The sequence below is a fragment of the Desulfobulbus oligotrophicus genome, from assembly GCF_016446285.1.
Classification (GTDB): Bacteria; Desulfobacterota; Desulfobulbia; order Desulfobulbales; family Desulfobulbaceae; genus Desulfobulbus; species Desulfobulbus oligotrophicus.
The window spans coordinates 437039-453733 of record NZ_CP054140.1; the positions used below are offsets into that span (position 1 = coordinate 437039).

15 protein-coding genes are annotated in these 16695 nt (G+C 55.2%); 3 read left to right on the forward strand and 12 right to left on the reverse strand.

Translation table 11 applies throughout. The features are described from left to right. Position 1: 1 nt before the first annotated feature. The 5 genes from HP555_RS01990 to HP555_RS02010 form a co-directional block, all read right to left on the reverse strand. Positions 2-1546 carry a class I adenylate-forming enzyme family protein gene (locus tag HP555_RS01990; protein WP_199263553.1) on the reverse strand — a complete coding sequence of 515 codons (1545 nt, stop codon included), beginning with the start codon at positions 1544-1546 and terminating at the stop codon, positions 2-4. Between the two features lie 12 nt (positions 1547-1558). Beyond that, the gene (locus HP555_RS01995; RefSeq protein WP_199263554.1) at positions 1559-1807 is read right to left on the reverse strand and encodes an acyl carrier protein; all 249 of its coding nucleotides are present in this window, start codon (positions 1805-1807) and stop codon (positions 1559-1561) included. Between the two features lie 7 nt (positions 1808-1814). Then, positions 1815-3785: an asparagine synthase (glutamine-hydrolyzing) gene (gene asnB / locus HP555_RS02000; RefSeq protein ID WP_199263555.1), complete on the reverse strand. Its 1971-nt coding sequence runs from the start codon at positions 3783-3785 to the stop codon at positions 1815-1817. An 81-nt stretch (positions 3786-3866) separates the two neighbouring features. Then, entirely contained in the window at positions 3867-5285 is a 1419-nt protein-coding gene (locus HP555_RS02005) for an MtrB/PioB family outer membrane beta-barrel protein (RefSeq protein WP_199263556.1), read from the reverse strand. A gap of 21 nt (positions 5286-5306) precedes the next feature. Continuing rightward, on the reverse strand, positions 5307-6080 hold the full coding sequence (locus HP555_RS02010) for a polysaccharide biosynthesis/export family protein (RefSeq protein ID WP_199263557.1): 774 nt from the start codon (positions 6078-6080) through the stop codon (positions 5307-5309). A gap of 175 nt (positions 6081-6255) precedes the next feature. Between HP555_RS02010 and HP555_RS02015 the strand changes: the two genes are divergently transcribed. The 3 genes from HP555_RS02015 to elbB all read left to right on the forward strand — a co-directional run bounded on the left by HP555_RS02015 (position 6256) and on the right by elbB (position 9834). Beyond that, the gene (locus HP555_RS02015; RefSeq protein ID WP_199263558.1) at positions 6256-8556 is read left to right on the forward strand and encodes a tetratricopeptide repeat protein; all 2301 of its coding nucleotides are present in this window, start codon (positions 6256-6258) and stop codon (positions 8554-8556) included. A gap of 20 nt (positions 8557-8576) precedes the next feature. Beyond that, on the forward strand, positions 8577-9104 hold the full coding sequence (hpt, locus tag HP555_RS02020; protein WP_199263559.1) for a hypoxanthine phosphoribosyltransferase: 528 nt from the start codon (positions 8577-8579) through the stop codon (positions 9102-9104). A 73-nt stretch (positions 9105-9177) separates the two neighbouring features. Beyond that, positions 9178-9834 carry an isoprenoid biosynthesis glyoxalase ElbB gene (gene elbB, locus HP555_RS02025; RefSeq protein WP_199263560.1) on the forward strand — a complete coding sequence of 219 codons (657 nt, stop codon included), beginning with the start codon at positions 9178-9180 and terminating at the stop codon, positions 9832-9834. 126 nt (positions 9835-9960) lie between these two features. Here the strand turns inward: elbB and HP555_RS02030 are convergent, their stop codons facing one another. The 7 genes from HP555_RS02030 to HP555_RS02060 form a co-directional block, all read right to left on the reverse strand. Further along, complete coding sequence (locus HP555_RS02030) at positions 9961-10638, reverse strand: triose-phosphate isomerase (protein WP_199263561.1); 678 nt, start codon at positions 10636-10638, stop codon at positions 9961-9963. 85 nt (positions 10639-10723) lie between these two features. Next, complete coding sequence (locus HP555_RS02035) at positions 10724-11056, reverse strand: DUF167 domain-containing protein (protein ID WP_199263562.1); 333 nt, start codon at positions 11054-11056, stop codon at positions 10724-10726. A gap of 80 nt (positions 11057-11136) precedes the next feature. Then, on the reverse strand, positions 11137-11433 hold the full coding sequence (locus tag HP555_RS02040) for a YggT family protein (RefSeq protein ID WP_199263563.1): 297 nt from the start codon (positions 11431-11433) through the stop codon (positions 11137-11139). Between the two features lie 63 nt (positions 11434-11496). Beyond that, the gene (gene metG, locus HP555_RS02045) at positions 11497-13437 is read right to left on the reverse strand and encodes a methionine--tRNA ligase (protein ID WP_199263564.1); all 1941 of its coding nucleotides are present in this window, start codon (positions 13435-13437) and stop codon (positions 11497-11499) included. 87 nt (positions 13438-13524) lie between these two features. Next, entirely contained in the window at positions 13525-14493 is a 969-nt protein-coding gene (locus HP555_RS14175) for a PSP1 domain-containing protein (RefSeq protein WP_269846852.1), read from the reverse strand. Then, positions 14490-15488, reverse strand: a complete 999-nt coding sequence (gene holB, locus HP555_RS02055; protein ID WP_233249286.1) for a DNA polymerase III subunit delta' — start codon at positions 15486-15488, stop codon at positions 14490-14492. Before holB ends, HP555_RS14175 begins: the two co-directional genes overlap by 4 nt. A 6-nt stretch (positions 15489-15494) precedes the next feature. Then, on the reverse strand, positions 15495-16586 hold the full coding sequence (locus tag HP555_RS02060) for a 3'-5' exoribonuclease YhaM family protein (RefSeq protein WP_199263566.1): 1092 nt from the start codon (positions 16584-16586) through the stop codon (positions 15495-15497). Positions 16587-16695: the final 109 nt, after the last annotated feature.

Sequence of the window (16695 nt, forward strand, 5' to 3'; positions counted from 1 at the left end):
CTTACCTGTGCAGAAGAGTGGCACGCAGTTCATTCTTCCGGATCTTCCCGGAGGTTGTTTTCGGCAGGTCGGCAACAAAAACAACCTCATGCGGTATCTTATACTGCGGCAAATATTTTTTACAGTGAAGCTTCAGTTCTTTTTCACTGCACGCGCATTCCGGCCGCAGGACGACACAGGCGCAGATACGTTCATCAAGGATCTCATCCGGAACACCGAACACCGCTGCCTCGTGCACGGCAGCATGCTCGGCAAGCACGTCTTCTATCTCTTTCGGACCGATGCGGTGCGAACCGGACTTGATCAGATCGCTTTTACGACTGACGATGTAGAGAAAACCCTCCTCATCGTATTGCGCCAGATCACCGGTCCACAGCCCTTCCGGCCGAAGGACCTCGCGGGTCTCCTCAACACGGTTCCAGTAGCCGGCCATGATGTTTTCACCACGGGCGACAATCTCGCCGATCTCACCCGGCAAGACCAGTTTACCGTCTTTGTCCAACACCTGCAGCTCGACACCGGGAATGCCCTTCCCAATGGAGCCCGGCTTGCGCTCAAGCTCTTCAGGGGGCAGGTAGGCAAGTCGGGCGCAGGCCTCGGTCTGGCCGTACATGATATAAATGGCGCTTGCCGGAAAAATACCCTTCAATCGTCTGGCCAGCTCCGGCGACATCGCTGCCCCGGCCTGGGTAAGATACCGCAGCTTTGGAAAGGAAAAGGAAGCGATTGATGACCTGTTTAAAAGCAGGGCATAGGTTGAAGGCACCCCGGAAAATCCGGTGACCTCGTGGTCGAGCATCTGCTGCAGGATCGTGTTCGGATAGAGAAAACTCTGGTTCACCACCAGGGAGCCGCCCACCGCCACATGGGTCAGCAGAATTGAGTTGCCGTAGGAATAAAAAAAGGGTAGCACGGCCATGACCCGGTCCGACGACTGCAACCCGAGGTACGACACAATGGAGGTTGTGTTGGCGATCAGGTTTGCATGGCGCAGGACAACGCCTTTTGGTTTGCCGGTGGTGCCGGAGGTGTAAATGATCTGGGCAAAATCACAGGCAGACCGGTACGGCAGCATCTGTGCGGCTGACGGCGGACAGGTGCACAGATCGGCAAAGCTGTGCGTACGCCATGGCTGCTCATCCTGTGGGTCTTCACCGGCATCGGCGAGTACAAGCTGTTGCACCGAGGGTGCCTGGGGAAGTGCGGCCTGGATGTAGCGGACAAATTTATTGGCGGCAATCAGCACAGAGGCCCGGCAGTCATCAAGGACGTACGCCAGTCCGGCAGCGGATGTTTGCGTGTTGAGCCCGACAACCACCCCGCCGGCCAGTTGGATCCCGAAATAGGAGGCAATATAGCAGAAGGGATCGTCTGTGAGCAGCGCACCGCGAAACCCGGGCTCCAGGCCGAAACCCAGCAGTCCCGTAGCAATGCCCTGGGCAGCCCTGTTGACATCACCGTAGGTAAACCGCCTGTCGCCATGGATAAGCAGCGTCTTGGCAGGGTTACGTTCGGTGGCGGTAGTAAGATAATCAGTCAGCAGCATATCTGTTTTGTATCAGCTTGTTTTTCTGCCAACGAACTGCGCCAGCAGATGCACTGAATCCAGGTTTTCCGGAATAAGTTCTTCGTCTGCCACCTTTATGGAAAAGGTTTCTTCAAGCCACTCCACCAGCTCCAGGACGCCGGTGGAATCGATGATCCCCTGCTCCAGAAAAGAGGTATCGTTCTCCAGTGGTGTTTCCGTTGTATCAAAGAGAAAGTTGGAAACAATAAAAGCCCGAATTGTATCAATGTTCTCCTGCATTATAGCCTCACATCCGAATCAACTTTTTCGTCTTCTCAAGAGACGCCGGACATTCCACCCGCCAGTTTTCGACAAACTGATCGTACAGGGACTGGGTGGACAAAATGCCGACAAGCGCCATGTTTTCCCGGAATCCCTGTCGGGATTTCGCCCGGCACTTCTCAACAAGACTTGCTACCATAGCCGTTTTAAACAGTTGTGTTGTGCTCAAATACGCCGGTGAAAGAAGATGTTCAACGTACGGCGGGACGGCTGTTCCGAAAAAACTCGGTATATCCGGCGCCATATACGGCTGTTTTTTCCGCTGCACCGTTGCTGCGGGCAACAGACCGTGCACTGCCTTTTTCAGAAGATACTTTTCCTGCAGCCCCTTCATCTTCAACCGGCCGGGTATCCGGGCGGCAAATTCAACCACCCGGTGATCCAGAAACGGATAACGCCCTGCCACTGAATGGGCCATTCCCATGCGATCGCCCTGCGAAGAGAGCAGGTAGTTGGGCAGCAGCAGTCTGGATTCCACAGACTGGGCACGGGTAAAAAAATCCTGACCCTGCATAGAGCTTGCCATAAATGCATGTATCTTTTCAAGTGAGGAATACTGATCAGTGGTTTGGGAGTCGGATAAAAAGCCGGTGAGAAACCGGCCGTTCTTCCATCGCGGCTGGTGGGCGTAAAACAGATCGGATTCCGGATGGACTGTGGTGGCAAAGAACTGCCGGGCATATCCGGCCGAGCGGGTCGGAGAAAGCGCCAGGTACGGATAGAGCCGCTTCAGCAGCATGGCGCGGCATGCCGAATCCGGCTGCACACTGATAAAGGCACGCACCTTTGCCTCCTTGAACAGATCGTACCCGCCAAGGATCTCATCGGACCCTTCACCGCTGAGAACAACCGGACATCCATGTTCCCGTGCCAGACCCGAGAGGAGAAACATTGGTGCAGGTGCTGTGCGTATGATCGGGGTTTCGGCATGAAAGATCACTTCCGGAAAAACCCGGGCGATATCCGCATAGCTGCACACGATCCGCTCGTGCTCTGTCTGCAGGTACTCGCTGACCCTGAGCTGTTCCTGCCGCTCGTCGTACACAGCGTCGTCAAAGGCAACGGCAAAGGTCTGCAGCGGGGTTTTGGTGCACTGCCGGATCAGAGCCGCAATCACGGATGAGTCCAGCCCGCCGCTCAGATACGCGCCGATCGGTACATCAGCCTGCACACGCAGACGTACAGCGTCGGTGAGCAGAGCCCGCAATTCCTCGGCAAGCTCTGCCACCGACCCCTGACAGTCCGGCCCGCTATTGTAGGCCAGAGTCCAGTATGGCCGCTGTTCTCCGATACCCTGTGCACTCACCTCCACAACATGACCGGGCAGGAGTTGCCGCATACCGGCAAAAACCGTGTCTGCCCCCACCGGGCTCCAGCAGGTGAAGATATCGTGCAGAACCTGGGAATCGATCTGGCGCGGCAGGGAAGGATCTGCTGAAAAAACGGCTTTCATTTCCGAGCCGAAATAGCACCGGCCCTGGTGCCGGCAGTAAAATAACGGGCAGATCCCCATGCGGTCGCGGGCAAGGAAGAGCCGTTGTCTCCTGGCATCGTACAGAGCAATGGCGTACTGGCCATTCAACTCCAGCAGAAAATCAACACCTTTTTCCTCATACAGATGCACCAGCACCTCGGTGTCGGAATGACCGGCAAACCGGTGCCCCTGTTGCACAAGTTGCGTGCGCAGTGCAGCATGGTTGAAGATCTCACCGTCGGCGATCACCCATACCGACCGGTCTTCATTGCAGACGGGCTGCCAGCCGGTCTCCGGATCAATGGTGCAAAGACGTGCATGGGCAAGACCGGTCAGGGCATCCTGATAAAAACCAAATCCATCCGGCCCCCGGTGACGCAGTGCCCAGACCATCTGCTCAAGACAGCGCAAAGATCCCTTCGGAGAAGCCTGGATATTAAAATAACCGGCTATTCCGCTCATACTCGCCTGTTCAGGTACATCATTTCTGCCTGTTTAAAAGAGAACTAAAAAGAACCCGCCCCTGATACGCGCCGTCCCGGACTACCAGCGCCACAGTTCGGTGGCAGCTGTCAGAGAGAGAAAAAACCGGTGTTCATCATACTCGTCCCCCGGCTCTGAATGGTCAGCGTATCGATAGGAGGCGGCAAGGGTATAGCGCTGCAGGAAGTTGTACTGCATTGCCACGCCGACATGGTATATCTTCTCCGTATAGTCGAAACGGTCATACTCCTCGGGCAACCCGGCAACAGCAGGGTGTTCATGCTTGCTCCGCGCATAGCCCCCTGACAGCGTTGTCCCCAGATGCGGCGTAAAACGGTGATCAAAGGCGAGCCCGGAACTCCACGTTTTTGTCAACCCAACCTGCCGGGTGTCAAAGTTATCAAACTCATAGTCATGGGCTACATGCACCGACAGATTACTGATTGGTGAGACCGCCCAGCGCAGCCCGGCATAGGCGTTATACCCGGTCTCATCACCGCTGTTTTCAAAGGTCACAATGGAGGGCCCGCCGGACAGGGTCGTGCTCAGCCGCGGGCTGAAATCATGATCCCAGCCAAACGTGAAGGCATGGATCGTCGAATCCTCATACACTTCATCCTCATAGGCCGTTTTTGTATACATATACCGTCCGAAATAGATATCATGGGGCCGCCAACGGTAATTGAGCCTGAGCATGGCATGGTACTCTTCCAGATCTTCATCGACCGCATCCGGGCTATCGGCGTCAATCTCATCGTAGATACCTTTGACATAGGAGAATTCCGATTCGCCATGCCAGTTGGTATCAAACCGATAGGAGAGACGACCGACCCCTTCATGCCGGTCGTAGTCGGAATCTCTTCTGCCGGCATCATCATCGTACCGGAGCACACCATAGCGGTATTCAAGTCCGACGATCGAGTCCTGCGCATAGGTGTAGTCAGTGCGCAGGCTCAAGTCGTTGCGCCAGTACCTCTGACGGCCATAGATATCGGAAAACTCACGTATGCCGTCGTCAATCGGACCCGCGCCGATCGGTGGTGTTGACATCGACCCCTCTGGTTCCGGCATGATCGCTGCCCGTCTTTGTGTGTAATCGCCGACCGTGTCTTCACCCTTGTAGTAGCTGTCGGTAACCTGAACCAACCAATCACGGGTGATGTTCTTTTCAGCAAGCAGGCCGAGATCATGACCGACAAAGTTACTGTTGTCGGCATCGTCATACGTAAAGGAGGGGGCATAGGTGAACTCCAGCAGGTCGCTTGATCCCCGGGAAGAAAGCCGTATTCTCGGGCTGGCAAAGAGATTCCGGGCATCTGATTCGCTTGAATACCTGTGGTCGCCATTTTTATAGTTGCGATCCTGATAGTCATAACCGATCGTCAGCTCACCAATGGCTATGTTCTGCCGCGCCCAGGCTTCGTTCATACCGGCCATTCCCACCACGGCCAAAACAAATGCCCCTATTCGCGTTATCATTCCCATACCGCTCCTTGGTGACTAGTGGACAATGACGATATCACCGGACTGTAAGTAAATATTCTGCTCCAGATTTTTCCCCTTCACTAAATCGTCGTAATCAAACTTGAGGTTTGTTTTTCCCTCTTCACCCCTGCTGGTCTTCACATCATCCCCCACCCTGGCAACGGTGATGCTGTGCTTTGCCCACTCGGTAAAGCCACCGCTGCGGGCAATGGCCTGCACCACGGTCACCGGATAGTCAAGGTTGAAAACACCGGGGGTTCTGATCTCACCCATAACCGTGTACCGGCGGCTGTTGCTCTGCATAAGGCTCACCGTTACCATGGGGTTGGAATACACCGTGGCATACAGTTTTGTCAGATAGTCGGTTGCCTGGGTCATTGTCATTCCGAGAACGTTCACATCACCGATATGCAGCAACGAGACCCGCCCGTCTGTCCTTACCACCGCACCCTCGGCGATGTTGCCGCCTGCCTGACGACCACCTGTCGGTTCACCTCCGGGCAGACCTTCCATCTCCATGCCTATGCCGGCGGCAGAGCTCGTGGCCGCCATGTTGCCCTCACCGTAGATAACCACCGAGAGAACGTCACCATGACCAATGACATACTCCTGATCTTCCCCGGGAAACACCTTGGTGCCGACAATGTCGCTGCGCAACTGTTTCTTCATTGTTTCAGTGGCACTGCCATCCGATGAATCTCCGGCGGCAAACACCTCCTGCACGGCTCCGGTTACCACAAACATGACGATCAGAACCCAGATGGCAAGCAAATATTGTTTTCTAAACATTCTCCCCCTCCATTACGGATGTATGAACAATATTGTACAATAAACCACTCTCATTGAGCAATTTATCATAAGAAAGAAAAAAAACGAACTTTTTCTAGAAAGAACAGCGAATTCTTGGTTATAGTTAACAACATGTAATTACATTTTATTTTTTGAGCCTGTCAGGGAACATACTATGCACCTTTTCTTTCGGCCCGTTGTTGTCTACGCCTGCTCCTGTTTTCTGGTCGTTTCCGTCCTCTTCGGGTGCTCCAGTGACCCGGCACAGAAGAAGGTCACCCACCTTAAAAAAGCCATGGTGTACCTGGAGGACAGCAAGGAACAGGAGGCGATCATCGAGCTGCGCAACGCAGTGCAGATCGACCCGAAATATGCCGAGGCCCGTTACCAGCTCGGGCTGCTGTACCTCAATCGTGGCGAGCCTAATCTGGCCTTTGAAGAACTACAGCAGGCGGCGAGTCTCGACCCGGCCAACTTCGATGCCAAGATAAAAACCGCTGAACTGTATCTGCTTGCCGACCAGAAAGAGGCCTCCAGAAAGCTGCTCAACGAAATACTTGCCAAGGACGCCGACAACAAAGATGCCCTTGCCCTGCTCGCCAATGTGGAGCTGTTTGAGGGCAACCATGAGGCAGCTCTTGCCGGTATTGACAGAGCCCTGGCCAAAACACCTGAAGATGACCGGTTGTGGGGTGTTAAGGGTCGTGTCTTATCAGCCATGCAACGTTTTCCGGAAGCAGAGCAGGCCTTTCTCAAGGCTCTGGAGCTCGACCGGAACGAGGCAACAAACTACTCCCTGCTGGCGTCCTTTTACATCGAACGCCAACAGCCGTACAAGGCCCGGGAGATTCTTGAGAAAATGGCCGGAGCATTTCCGGATTCTCCGCAACCGTACCTGCAGATGGCCTCCATCGACCTTGCGCACAACAACGTGGCAGCAGCTGAACAGCATCTCCAGCAGGCCGTTCAAGCTGATCCGAAAAACAGCCGGCTGAAACTCTCCCTTGCCGAATTTTACACCAGACAGCACAAGCCCGATCAGGCAGAGCAACAGTACAAGGAGGCCATTGACACCGCAGAGGTGAAAGAAGATGTCCAGGCACAGCTGGCCGACTTTTACTTTGACCACGGCAGGTTTGAAGAGGCGCGACACCTGATGGGGCAGATACTTGCCAAACAGGAAAAAAATGCCGGAGCCAACCTGGTTCAGGCTAAATTCTATACCCGGGAAGACAAAAATCCGGAAGCCCTGAGCATCATCAACGGACTGATCCGGGACTACCCGAAATGGGATAAACCATACCTGGTCAAGGCCGTGGCGCACAGCAACCAGATGGACAGGAGACAGGCTAAGGAGGCCCTGCTCGAGGCTATTAAACTTAATCCCGGCTTTGCCAGGGCCCGCTCGTTACTGGCCGCGCTTTCACTGCAGGAAGGAGAATTTGAAACAGCCAAAAAAGAGGCTGCCACTGCCCTGAAAATCAATCCTAACGATTTCCGGTCGGCGCTGACCCTGGCTGAAAGCATGTTTGCGACCAGGGACTACGGGACAGCAGAAAAGATGTTTGTCGACCTCCACAATAAACTACCTGAAAATGTCGATGTTCTCGGCGGTCTTGGGCTCACCTATCTGGCAATGGGGCAGCATGAAAAAGCAAAACAGACGTTTACAAAACTGCTCACCATCCAACCGGATAACGCCAAGGGACTGACCTTTCTGCTGCAGATTGCTCAAACAGAAGGTGCCAAACAGGAAGATCTGCTGAAAATGGCCCAGGCCCAGATCGCCAAAGCACCACAGAGCGGGGGGCTGCAGATTCTTCTGGGCAATCTCTATCTGAGTGCCGACCAACCGGAAAAGGCGCTGGCTGCCTACCAAAAGGCTCAGGAGCTTGACCCGGAAAACCCCCTCTCGTATACGATGAGCGCCATGGTCCTTGCCAAACAGGGTAAAACCGACCAGGCCATCGCGGAGTACAAAGACCTGCTGCGCAAGCATCCCCGGTCTGTGAACGCGCATATGGGCCTGGGTTCACTCTACGAACAGACCGCCGAACATGGTCTGGCCCGGGAAACGTACGCCCACATCCTGACCATCAAACCGGATTTTGCTCCGGCGGCCAACAACCTTGCCTGGCTGATTGCTGAAAGTGAAAATCCGGATCTTGGTGAGGCGTTACGCCTGGCAATGCTTGCCAAACAGCAGCAGCCGGACGATGCCTATATCATCGATACCCTGGGATGGGTCCATTACAAACGCGGATCGTACACCCTTGCGCGTAACGAGTTTGCCCAGGCTGTACAAAAACAGGATGATCTGCCGGTTCTCCGCTATCATCTTGCCCTGGCGCTGTATGGAGAAGGTAAAAAGCAGGAGGCGATCCAGGAACTGACACAAGCATTGACCCAGAAAAACGCCTTTGAGGAGAGGGATGAGGCTGCCGCTGTTCTCAAAAAATGGCAAGATGAACAGTAACACAAACCTGTACCTGTACTATGGTGAACTTACAGTTACCGAGCACCCCCGTTCTCAGCACCGAACAGATCCACCGGCGCGTCCGGGAACTCGGACAGCAGATCGGTCAGCAATACCGGGGCAGACGGCTGGTACTCCTTGGCGTGCTGAACGGCGCCTTTATCTTTACAGCGGATCTTTGCCGGGCCATTGACCTGGACCTTGAAATCGATTTTGTCCGGGTGGTCAGCTACGGCAAGGCATCGGTCTCATCCGGCTCCATTTGTTTAATCAGGGAACCGGACATTGACCTGACCGGCAAGGATGTGCTCCTGGTGGAGGATATCGTTGATACCGGCACGACCATGGCCTGGCTGCAGCAGCACTTTTCAGCCGGCAGGGCCGCAGACGTGCGCACCTGTACGCTGATTGACAAAAAAGAACGAAGGACCACGGCCGTTGATGTCGATTTTGTCGGCTTTGACCTCGATCGCGGCTTTCTCGTCGGCTATGGTCTTGACTATGCTGAAAGATATCGGAATCTCAGCGCCATTTATTCATTAGACTAACACCATCCCTGTCGGGGCGATCCGGCCCGGACAGGAACGAACTCTTCGTCAATCCGTTGATTTGGAGGCTGTTATGCAGAAAAAAATATTTGCCGTCATTCTTTCCGGTTGTGGACACCAGGACGGTGCCGAAATCCACGAGGCCACCCTCACCCTCTGGGCCATCCATAAAAACGGCGCAGACTTTCAATGTTATGCCCCGGACATCAGACAACACCATGTTCTCAACCATATCACCGGTGAGGAGATGAGTGAGAAGCGTAACGTCCTGATTGAATCGGCACGCATTGCCAGAGGCAAAATCGCCTCCCTTGCCACCTTCAACCCGAATTCTGTTGACGGGCTGGTTATCCCGGGAGGATTCGGGGCTGCCAAAAACCTCAGCTCCTATGCGTTTGACGGTGCGAACTGCACCGTCAACAAGGATGTGGCCGGTGCTATCAAGGGTATCCACGATGCCGGCAAACCAATCGGTGCTCTGTGCATAGCACCGGTGATCCTTGCCAAGGTACTTGGCAACGTCACCCTCACCATCGGTCAGGACCAGGGGACTGCAGACAACATCGCTGCCATGGGGGCACACCATCAGCCAACCATGCAGGGTGAGATCGCCATTGACCGCGACCAGAAGATCGTCAGCACCCCCTGCTACATGCTCAACTCACGAATCGACCAGATTGCCGAGGGAGCGGATAAGCTGATCCGGGCAATGCTGGAAATGATGAACTAGGCTGTCTTTACCGGTGTCTCGGGACTGCAGTCACCTGCTTGCCCTGCACCGGCCATCCACCCGATCCGCCGGGTGTGCGTTGCCACATCCGGCGGCTGTGCATGCAAAACCAGAGATGTTTCCGGCTTAAAGACGGTTCACCAGTGCAGCAAAGGCGGCGGCATCCAGACAGGCCTTACCCAGCATGATACCGCTCAACCCCGGCAATGACCACAGCCGGTCGGCGTTGTCCACGGTTATCCCGCCGCCATAAAGCACCGGACGGTTATCCGTTGCCCGGCCGATGGCCGGTAACTGCGCTGTAATGTCTGTCTCGCTTCTGGCCATCTCCAGGGTGCCCGGTGTTTCCGGCGTATACGCCCATAGCAGTTTAGGCAACTCCTCCGAGGCCATGGCAGCAGCCTGGGTGACGATCTGATTCTGACCAAAGCAGACGATCGGCTGCAGATCTTCAACCAGCGACTCGTAGGCCTGCCGTGCAACATCCTGTGTTGTTTCCCGGAAGTACTGCCGCCTTTCCCGGTGACCGATCAGCGTGTAGCGGGCCAGTCCCCGCAACCAGGCCGCTGGTATCGAACCTGTATAACTTCCCTGGGGATACGCAGAAACCCCCTGCGCTGCCAGTGATATCCCTGCAATCGGCTGTGCCCACTTTGCCGCTGACTCCATGAACAGTGCCGGTACCGCGATGACAACCTCCACATCCAGCCGAGGGCGATACACCTCAGCAAAAACAGCACACCATTGCCGAGCCCGTTCCGGTGAGAGATAGGCCTTCCAGTTGGCCACCACCATTTTTTTCATATTTCCCCCTGATGTTTCAGATATATGGTCAATTTGCAGTGATGCAGGTTTCGGCAGGCATCCACCGCCGACCCCCAACACTCACTCATACTGAATCCGCCGCAAGACGGGCTCTTAAGACAGACTGTACCTGCTCAAAATCAGCACCGGTCACGATAACGACTTTAGATCGACTCTGCAGGCCGGTCCTGATGGTTAATGAAGATTTAGGAAGATGCAGCAGCCTGGCGAGAAAACTGATCACCGCTTTATTGGCCTTGCCGTCAACCGGCGGCGTTGTCAGCCGCAGCTTGAGTCTGCCCTCGTGTAAACCGGCCAGGCCGTCACGTGCGGCCCGAGGCTGGACATACAGGGCAATGGACAGAGAGCCGTCGGGAAGTGACTGCAGACAGGGAAGAGTGGTGTCGGACTGCTTCATGATATCCTGGAAACATGCTCTCTGTCCGACACAGAAGGCCCCGGGTGTTTTCAGCAGGAGCTCCCGGAGGGGTTGCGCATTTACTGAAAATACATGGCCAGCTGCTGGATCGTGGGGACAAGAAAGCTCTGCAAAAAGATAATGATCAGGATAAGGACCATGGGGCTGAGATCAAGACCGCCCATTACCGGGACAAAACGACGGATCTTCACCAGCACCGGATCGGTCACCTGACGCAAGAATCGGACAATAGGGTTATAGGGGTCGGCATTGACCCAGGTAATCACCGCCCGTGCAATCACCACCCAAATGTAGGCGCCGAGGACGAAGTTCAGTAGTTTAGCTACAGCCATGAGAAAGTTGCTCAGCATGAACATATTCGCTCTTTTCCTTGTTTATTTGGTCGAGTGACTGCATAGTGGCCTGACGGTTTCACCGGTTTACGCTACCCGGCTCCCGGCTGCAACAGGTGCGGCCACGGTGGCAATAACCAGTTTCTCCGTCCCGTCGGCCTGCTGCTCCTTTGCTGCCAGCATCATGCCCTGGGATGCGATCCCCATGAGCTTGGCCGGCTTCAGATTCGCCACGATAATGACCCGTCGGCCGATGAGGGTTTCCGGGGCATAGAACTCTGCAATGCCGGCAACAATGGTCCGTTCTTCAGGAGCCCGCACTGTTAGTTTAAGCAATCGCTTTGATTTGTCGACCTTTTCCGCGGCCACAATCTCCGCTACCCGCAGATCCACAGACTGGAACTGATCAAAACTGATCAGGCCCTCTGTGGTCTCAACAGCAACAGTCGCTGCTGATGGCTGCCTGACCGGCGTTGCAGCACTGATTTCGACATTTTTCTCCACACGGGGAAACAGAGGCGTTCCCTTATCGATCACCGTACCTGATGGGATTTCTCCCCACTTCTGCAGGTTGTCGATGGTGATGGCCGCAAACAGTTGCTCCATGCCCAGGGCCACCGTCATTTTCCGGGCAGTCTCCGGCATGACCGGTCCAAGAAGCACGGCAATCTTCCACAGTGATTCGGCTAAAAAGTACAGTACCGTTCGCAACCGATCCGCCTGCCGAGGATTTTTGGCCATTTCCCAGGGTGCGTTGGTCACAATATATCGGTTCAAGAGGCTGATCACCTCCCACACCGCCTGCAACGCCTTATGAAACCGGAACCCGTCCATATGCTCTCTGTAGTCGATGATAGCGGCGGTAAACGCGCTCATCAGGGCCCGATCATCCGGGATAATGGTCCCAGCCTCCCGTTCCGGCACCTGACCGTCGGCATACTTATCGATCATGGTCAGGGAGCGGGAGAACAGGTTGCCCAGATCGTTGGCCAGATCCGCATTATGCCGGGCCAGGATAGCATCACTGGAAAACGAGGCATCAAGACCGAAACTCATCTCCCGAAGCACAAAGTAACGCAGGGTATCCACGCCAAAGGCATCGACCAGTTCCTTCGGACGCACCACGTTCCCCAGCGACTTGGACATCTTGGTGGCATCCACATTCCAGTATCCATGCACATGAAGACGCTGATAGGGATTGAGCCCCATGGCCCGGAGCATGGTCGGCCAGTAGATGCCGTGCGGTTTCAGGATATCCTTGGCAATGATGTGCTCCGCCACTGCCCAGTAGGTATTGAAGTCAGGTCCGTCCGGATAACCGATCCCGGTGAGATAGTTGATCAGGGCGTCAAACCAGACATAGGTGACAAAGTTACTGTCAAAGGGCAGTGGAATACCCCAGGTTAAGCGTGAAGTCGGCCGGGAAATACAGAGATCTTCAAGAGGATCGCTGAGAAAGGACAGCACCTCGTTCCGGTAGCGTTCCGGGGTGATGAAGTCGGGGTTGGCCTTGATATGGTCGATCAGCCAGTCCTGGTATCTGGACATCCGGAAAAAATAATTCTGCTCCGTAATGGGGCTGGGCTCGACCTGATGATCAGGGCATTTACCGTCCACCAGCTCTTTTTCAGTCAGAAACCGTTCACACCCCCGGCAGTAGAGACCGGAGTATTCGCTGAAATAAATATCCCCGGCATCGTACACCTGCTGCAGGATACTCTGCACAGTCTTGATATGATCAGGATCAGTGGTGCGGATAAAGTGATCAGGCGCAACCGCCAGCAACGGCCAGGTTGCCTGAAAGGCGGCTGCCACCCGGTCAACATAGGCTCGGGGAGCCTCGCCCGCCCTGCCCGCCGCCTCAGCGATTTTTTCACCATGCTCATCCGTGCCGGTCTGGAAACGGACATCATCCCCGCAGAGTCGGCGAAAACGGCTGTAGGTGTCTGCAACTATCGTGGTATAGGCATGCCCCAGGTGCGGCATGGCATTGACATAGTAGATCGGGGTTGTGACGTAGGTCGGCATACTGGCTCAACAGTTAGAATGAACAGTAGAGAAGACGGATCATGGTATCGGTCGGAGCAAAAAGAGCACAGCCCGCAGGTGCATTGCTCACTTTTCCTCGGCCTCTTCCTGATCCTTCCAGGCATCGGCTTTCATCTTTTTACCACGTTTGCTGATGTTCTTCCGGGTTGTTGTCTTGAGGACCGGATCAGCGGAACGCCATTCCTCCTCGGTGAACACCCGCTCTTCGCCCTGGGATGAGATCGTCGCCACCTGTCCGAGCAGAGGGATCAAGCGGGTGACCTGGTACACAGTGCCCTCGAATTCGATCTGTCGTCCAACCCGGGGCATCCCTTTTTTCATTGTCTTATAGGTCTCATACTCATAGGTCAGGCAGCAGAGCAGGCGGTTGCACAGCCCGGATATTTTAGCCGGATTAAGGGGGAGATCCTGGGCTTTTGCCATCTTGATTGAAACCGAATCAAAGGTGGTCAAAAACAGGGAACAGCACAGTTCGCGTCCACAGTGCCCGATGCCTCCGATCATCTGGGTCTCGTGGCGAACCCCGATCTGGCGCATCTCAATGCGGGTTCGAAACTCATGGACCAGCACCTTGACCAGTTCCCGAAAATCCACGCGGCTTTCAGCAGTAAAGTAGAAAATTATCTTTGACCCGTTAAAAAATCGCTCGACCCGGACCAGATGCATGGGCAGGTGGAGTGTTTGAATACGGTCCTTGCAGAGAAGAAAGGCCTCGTGTTCCAACTGTGCCAGGAGGGTATACTTTTCATCCTCCTCCTCACTCACCCGACGTTGAATAGGATAGCCCGCTGCCCGGTCCCCGGCAGGTACTCCCGGGCTGCGATCGGCAATGGTTGCCGGCTCGATACCGTGTTCCATCCGGACCATAACCCGGTCTCCCGGGATCAGGTCTGCCAGGTGGGCATTGGCAGTAAAGCGCTGCCCCTGCTCGCGAAAATAGATTTTATAATAACAGAGCGCCTCTTCCCCGCCACTGCCTTCCATCATAAGGGATGCGTCATCAGCAAGTTGCGATGCGTTTGGCTGTTCAATCATACTGATTCGATGTTGAGGTGTGTGCAATCAAGGAGTTCCAGAAGAAGAACTTCACTGATCAGACCACGGTTACAGTTCCCGGCAAGTGCCTGTTCGGCCAGGTCAATGGCCGCAATCTTAGCAGAAAGCCCGTCTAAATTCCAGCGTTCTCTTATCTGCTCCACACCAAGCGGCATGTTCGGAACGGTTAAACCGCAGTGCACCATCATTGCATCTTTAAAAAAGATCCGCAAAAGATGCAGGACATTCTCCAGCCCATCCTTACAGTCGGCCAGGGTGACAGCCAGCGTGATCGCCTGTTCAATCCGCTGTGCTCCGGACTGTTCATCCGCCGCTATGGTTTGGAGAATGCGCTGATAAACCGGTAGAGCCCCATCCGTCTCCATAGCCAGCGCCTGGCCCGGACAACCACCGGTCAGGGCGGCCAGGGCATGACAATCGGCAGTATCGAGCTCCGGGCGATGCCGGTGGATAACGGCAGCTGCCTGCTCAAGCGGCAGTGAAACAAAGGGAATGACGTGGCAGCGGGAAACAATGGTCCCGAGAAGAGCATCAAGACTGTTACTGATCAGGATAAGCAGATTATCGGGCGGGGGTTCTTCAAGCAGTTTCAGCAGACTGTTACCGGCCTCCCGCCGCATGGTCTGCACCTCTTCCAGGATGACGATCCGTACCCTGCTTTCAAACGGTGCATAGTTGAGCGTTTTTTTCAACCCGCGGATCTGATCGATTTTAAGGGCAGCACCGTCCGGTTGCAGACGCAGGAGATCCGGATGGTTACCGGATTGTAATTTAAGGCACCCCGGACAGATCGTACACGGTCGTCCCTCCTGAGGATGCCGACAGAGGAGGACTGCCGCCAGCTCCAGAGCACAGGTGGTCTTTCCCACACCGTCGGGACCGACAAACAGGTAGGCATGGGCCATACGGCCACTGGTCAGGGCTCGATTCAACAGGGAAAGGGCCCTGGCTTGACCTGTCAGCGAGGAAAACATCACCGCTTAAAAGAGAGACTGCTGGCGATGGGCCAACGACGATTTCTCCCTGGGCTGACGAACCGGCTCAGCTGGTGAAGAGGCCGCCGGATCAGGGATATCTTCCGCCTGCTCCGCCCCTTCCTCCTGAGCTGCCCCGCAGGCACGAAGGTAGAGATAGCGCTCCAGATGCCGCTGATAATCGGTCCACTGCCAGCTGTTACCGTCCATCTTGACGCACAATGATTCCATGTACTGCATCTTGGCGTCCATGTCGTCAAGATAATGCAGCAGGATGGCTTCCGGCGTCATGGGCAACACCGGGGAGCCAAAGCCGTATTGGCCGTGATGACTGAGGATCATGTGCAGAAGCCGGTCCAGCTGATCGTCTGTGATCGCCGGTACCTGCCCGGCTGCCCGGCGCACAATATCCACTCCCATGACCAGATGACCGACCAGGCGCCCCCGGTCTGTGTACTGAAAGGCTGGTTTGGAATAATCAAACTCCTCAATCTTGGCCAGGTCATGCACCAGGGCTCCGGCAATCAGCATGTCCCGATCGATCAGGGGATAATGGTCCGCCACCTTGTCCGCCATGCCGACAATCGACAGGGTATGTTCCATCAAGCCGCCGATATAGGCATGGTGTAACTTTTTGGCAGCCGGCGCCCGTTGAAATTTCTGCAGCACCTCTCCCTGAAAGATGGTTTGCAGAAGCTGCTGCAGTGCCGGATCAGTAATGGAACCGATCACCGCATCCAGAGCGGCATGCATCTCAGCCGCCGGCCTTGTGCTTGTCCGCAGAAAAGATGCCAGATCCACCGCTGTCTCATCCACCTTCCGCAGGGAGGTCACGGTCATCTGCAACTGGTCACGGAAGGGTTTGACCACAGCCTGCACCAGGGCATAGTCACCCTCTTCGATCAGGGCGTCATACTGCTGCGCGTTCTCCCAGACCCTGACCTCAATCTCACCGGTCCGGTCCATCAGGGTCATGGCAAGGTAGGGTTTGCCGGCCCTGGTATCAGCCAGTGATTTTTTTGCCACCAGAAATACATCCTGCAGCTGCTGACCGGCGGTCAGCTGGCTGATAAAGATTTTTTTCTCCTGAATATTCATTCTCTGTTCTCCTTCTCAGCCGTCGACGTTCACACGCAAACGACCTGCCCAAAGCCCTGCTGTGACAGCGCCTGCCCGCAGGTTTGCGACTTCGGCACATTCAGGTATA

Excerpts from the sequence above, each read along its gene's own strand:
- HP555_RS02060 (WP_199263566.1), bottom strand. The coding sequence starts at position 16,586 with ATGAATATTCAGGAGAAAAAAATCTTTATCAGCCAGCTGACCGCCGGT.
- metG (WP_199263564.1), bottom strand. The coding sequence starts at position 13,437 with ATGCCGACCTACGTCACAACCCCGATCTACTATGTCAATGCCATGCCG.
- HP555_RS02040 (WP_199263563.1), bottom strand. The coding sequence starts at position 11,433 with ATGTTCATGCTGAGCAACTTTCTCATGGCTGTAGCTAAACTACTGAAC.
- HP555_RS01995 (WP_199263554.1), bottom strand. The coding sequence starts at position 1,807 with ATGCAGGAGAACATTGATACAATTCGGGCTTTTATTGTTTCCAACTTT.
- HP555_RS14175 (WP_269846852.1), bottom strand. The coding sequence starts at position 14,493 with ATGATTGAACAGCCAAACGCATCGCAACTTGCTGATGACGCATCCCTT.
- elbB (WP_199263560.1), top strand. The coding sequence starts at position 9,178 with ATGCAGAAAAAAATATTTGCCGTCATTCTTTCCGGTTGTGGACACCAG.
- holB (WP_233249286.1), bottom strand. The coding sequence starts at position 15,488 with ATGTTTTCCTCGCTGACAGGTCAAGCCAGGGCCCTTTCCCTGTTGAAT.
- HP555_RS02035 (WP_199263562.1), bottom strand. The coding sequence starts at position 11,056 with ATGAAGCAGTCCGACACCACTCTTCCCTGTCTGCAGTCACTTCCCGAC.
- asnB (WP_199263555.1), bottom strand. The coding sequence starts at position 3,785 with ATGAGCGGAATAGCCGGTTATTTTAATATCCAGGCTTCTCCGAAGGGA.
- HP555_RS02005 (WP_199263556.1), bottom strand. The coding sequence starts at position 5,285 with ATGATAACGCGAATAGGGGCATTTGTTTTGGCCGTGGTGGGAATGGCC.
- HP555_RS01990 (WP_199263553.1), bottom strand. The coding sequence starts at position 1,546 with ATGCTGCTGACTGATTATCTTACTACCGCCACCGAACGTAACCCTGCC.
- hpt (WP_199263559.1), top strand. The coding sequence starts at position 8,577 with ATGGTGAACTTACAGTTACCGAGCACCCCCGTTCTCAGCACCGAACAG.
- HP555_RS02030 (WP_199263561.1), bottom strand. The coding sequence starts at position 10,638 with ATGAAAAAAATGGTGGTGGCCAACTGGAAGGCCTATCTCTCACCGGAA.
- HP555_RS02015 (WP_199263558.1), top strand. The coding sequence starts at position 6,256 with ATGCACCTTTTCTTTCGGCCCGTTGTTGTCTACGCCTGCTCCTGTTTT.
- HP555_RS02010 (WP_199263557.1), bottom strand. The coding sequence starts at position 6,080 with ATGTTTAGAAAACAATATTTGCTTGCCATCTGGGTTCTGATCGTCATG.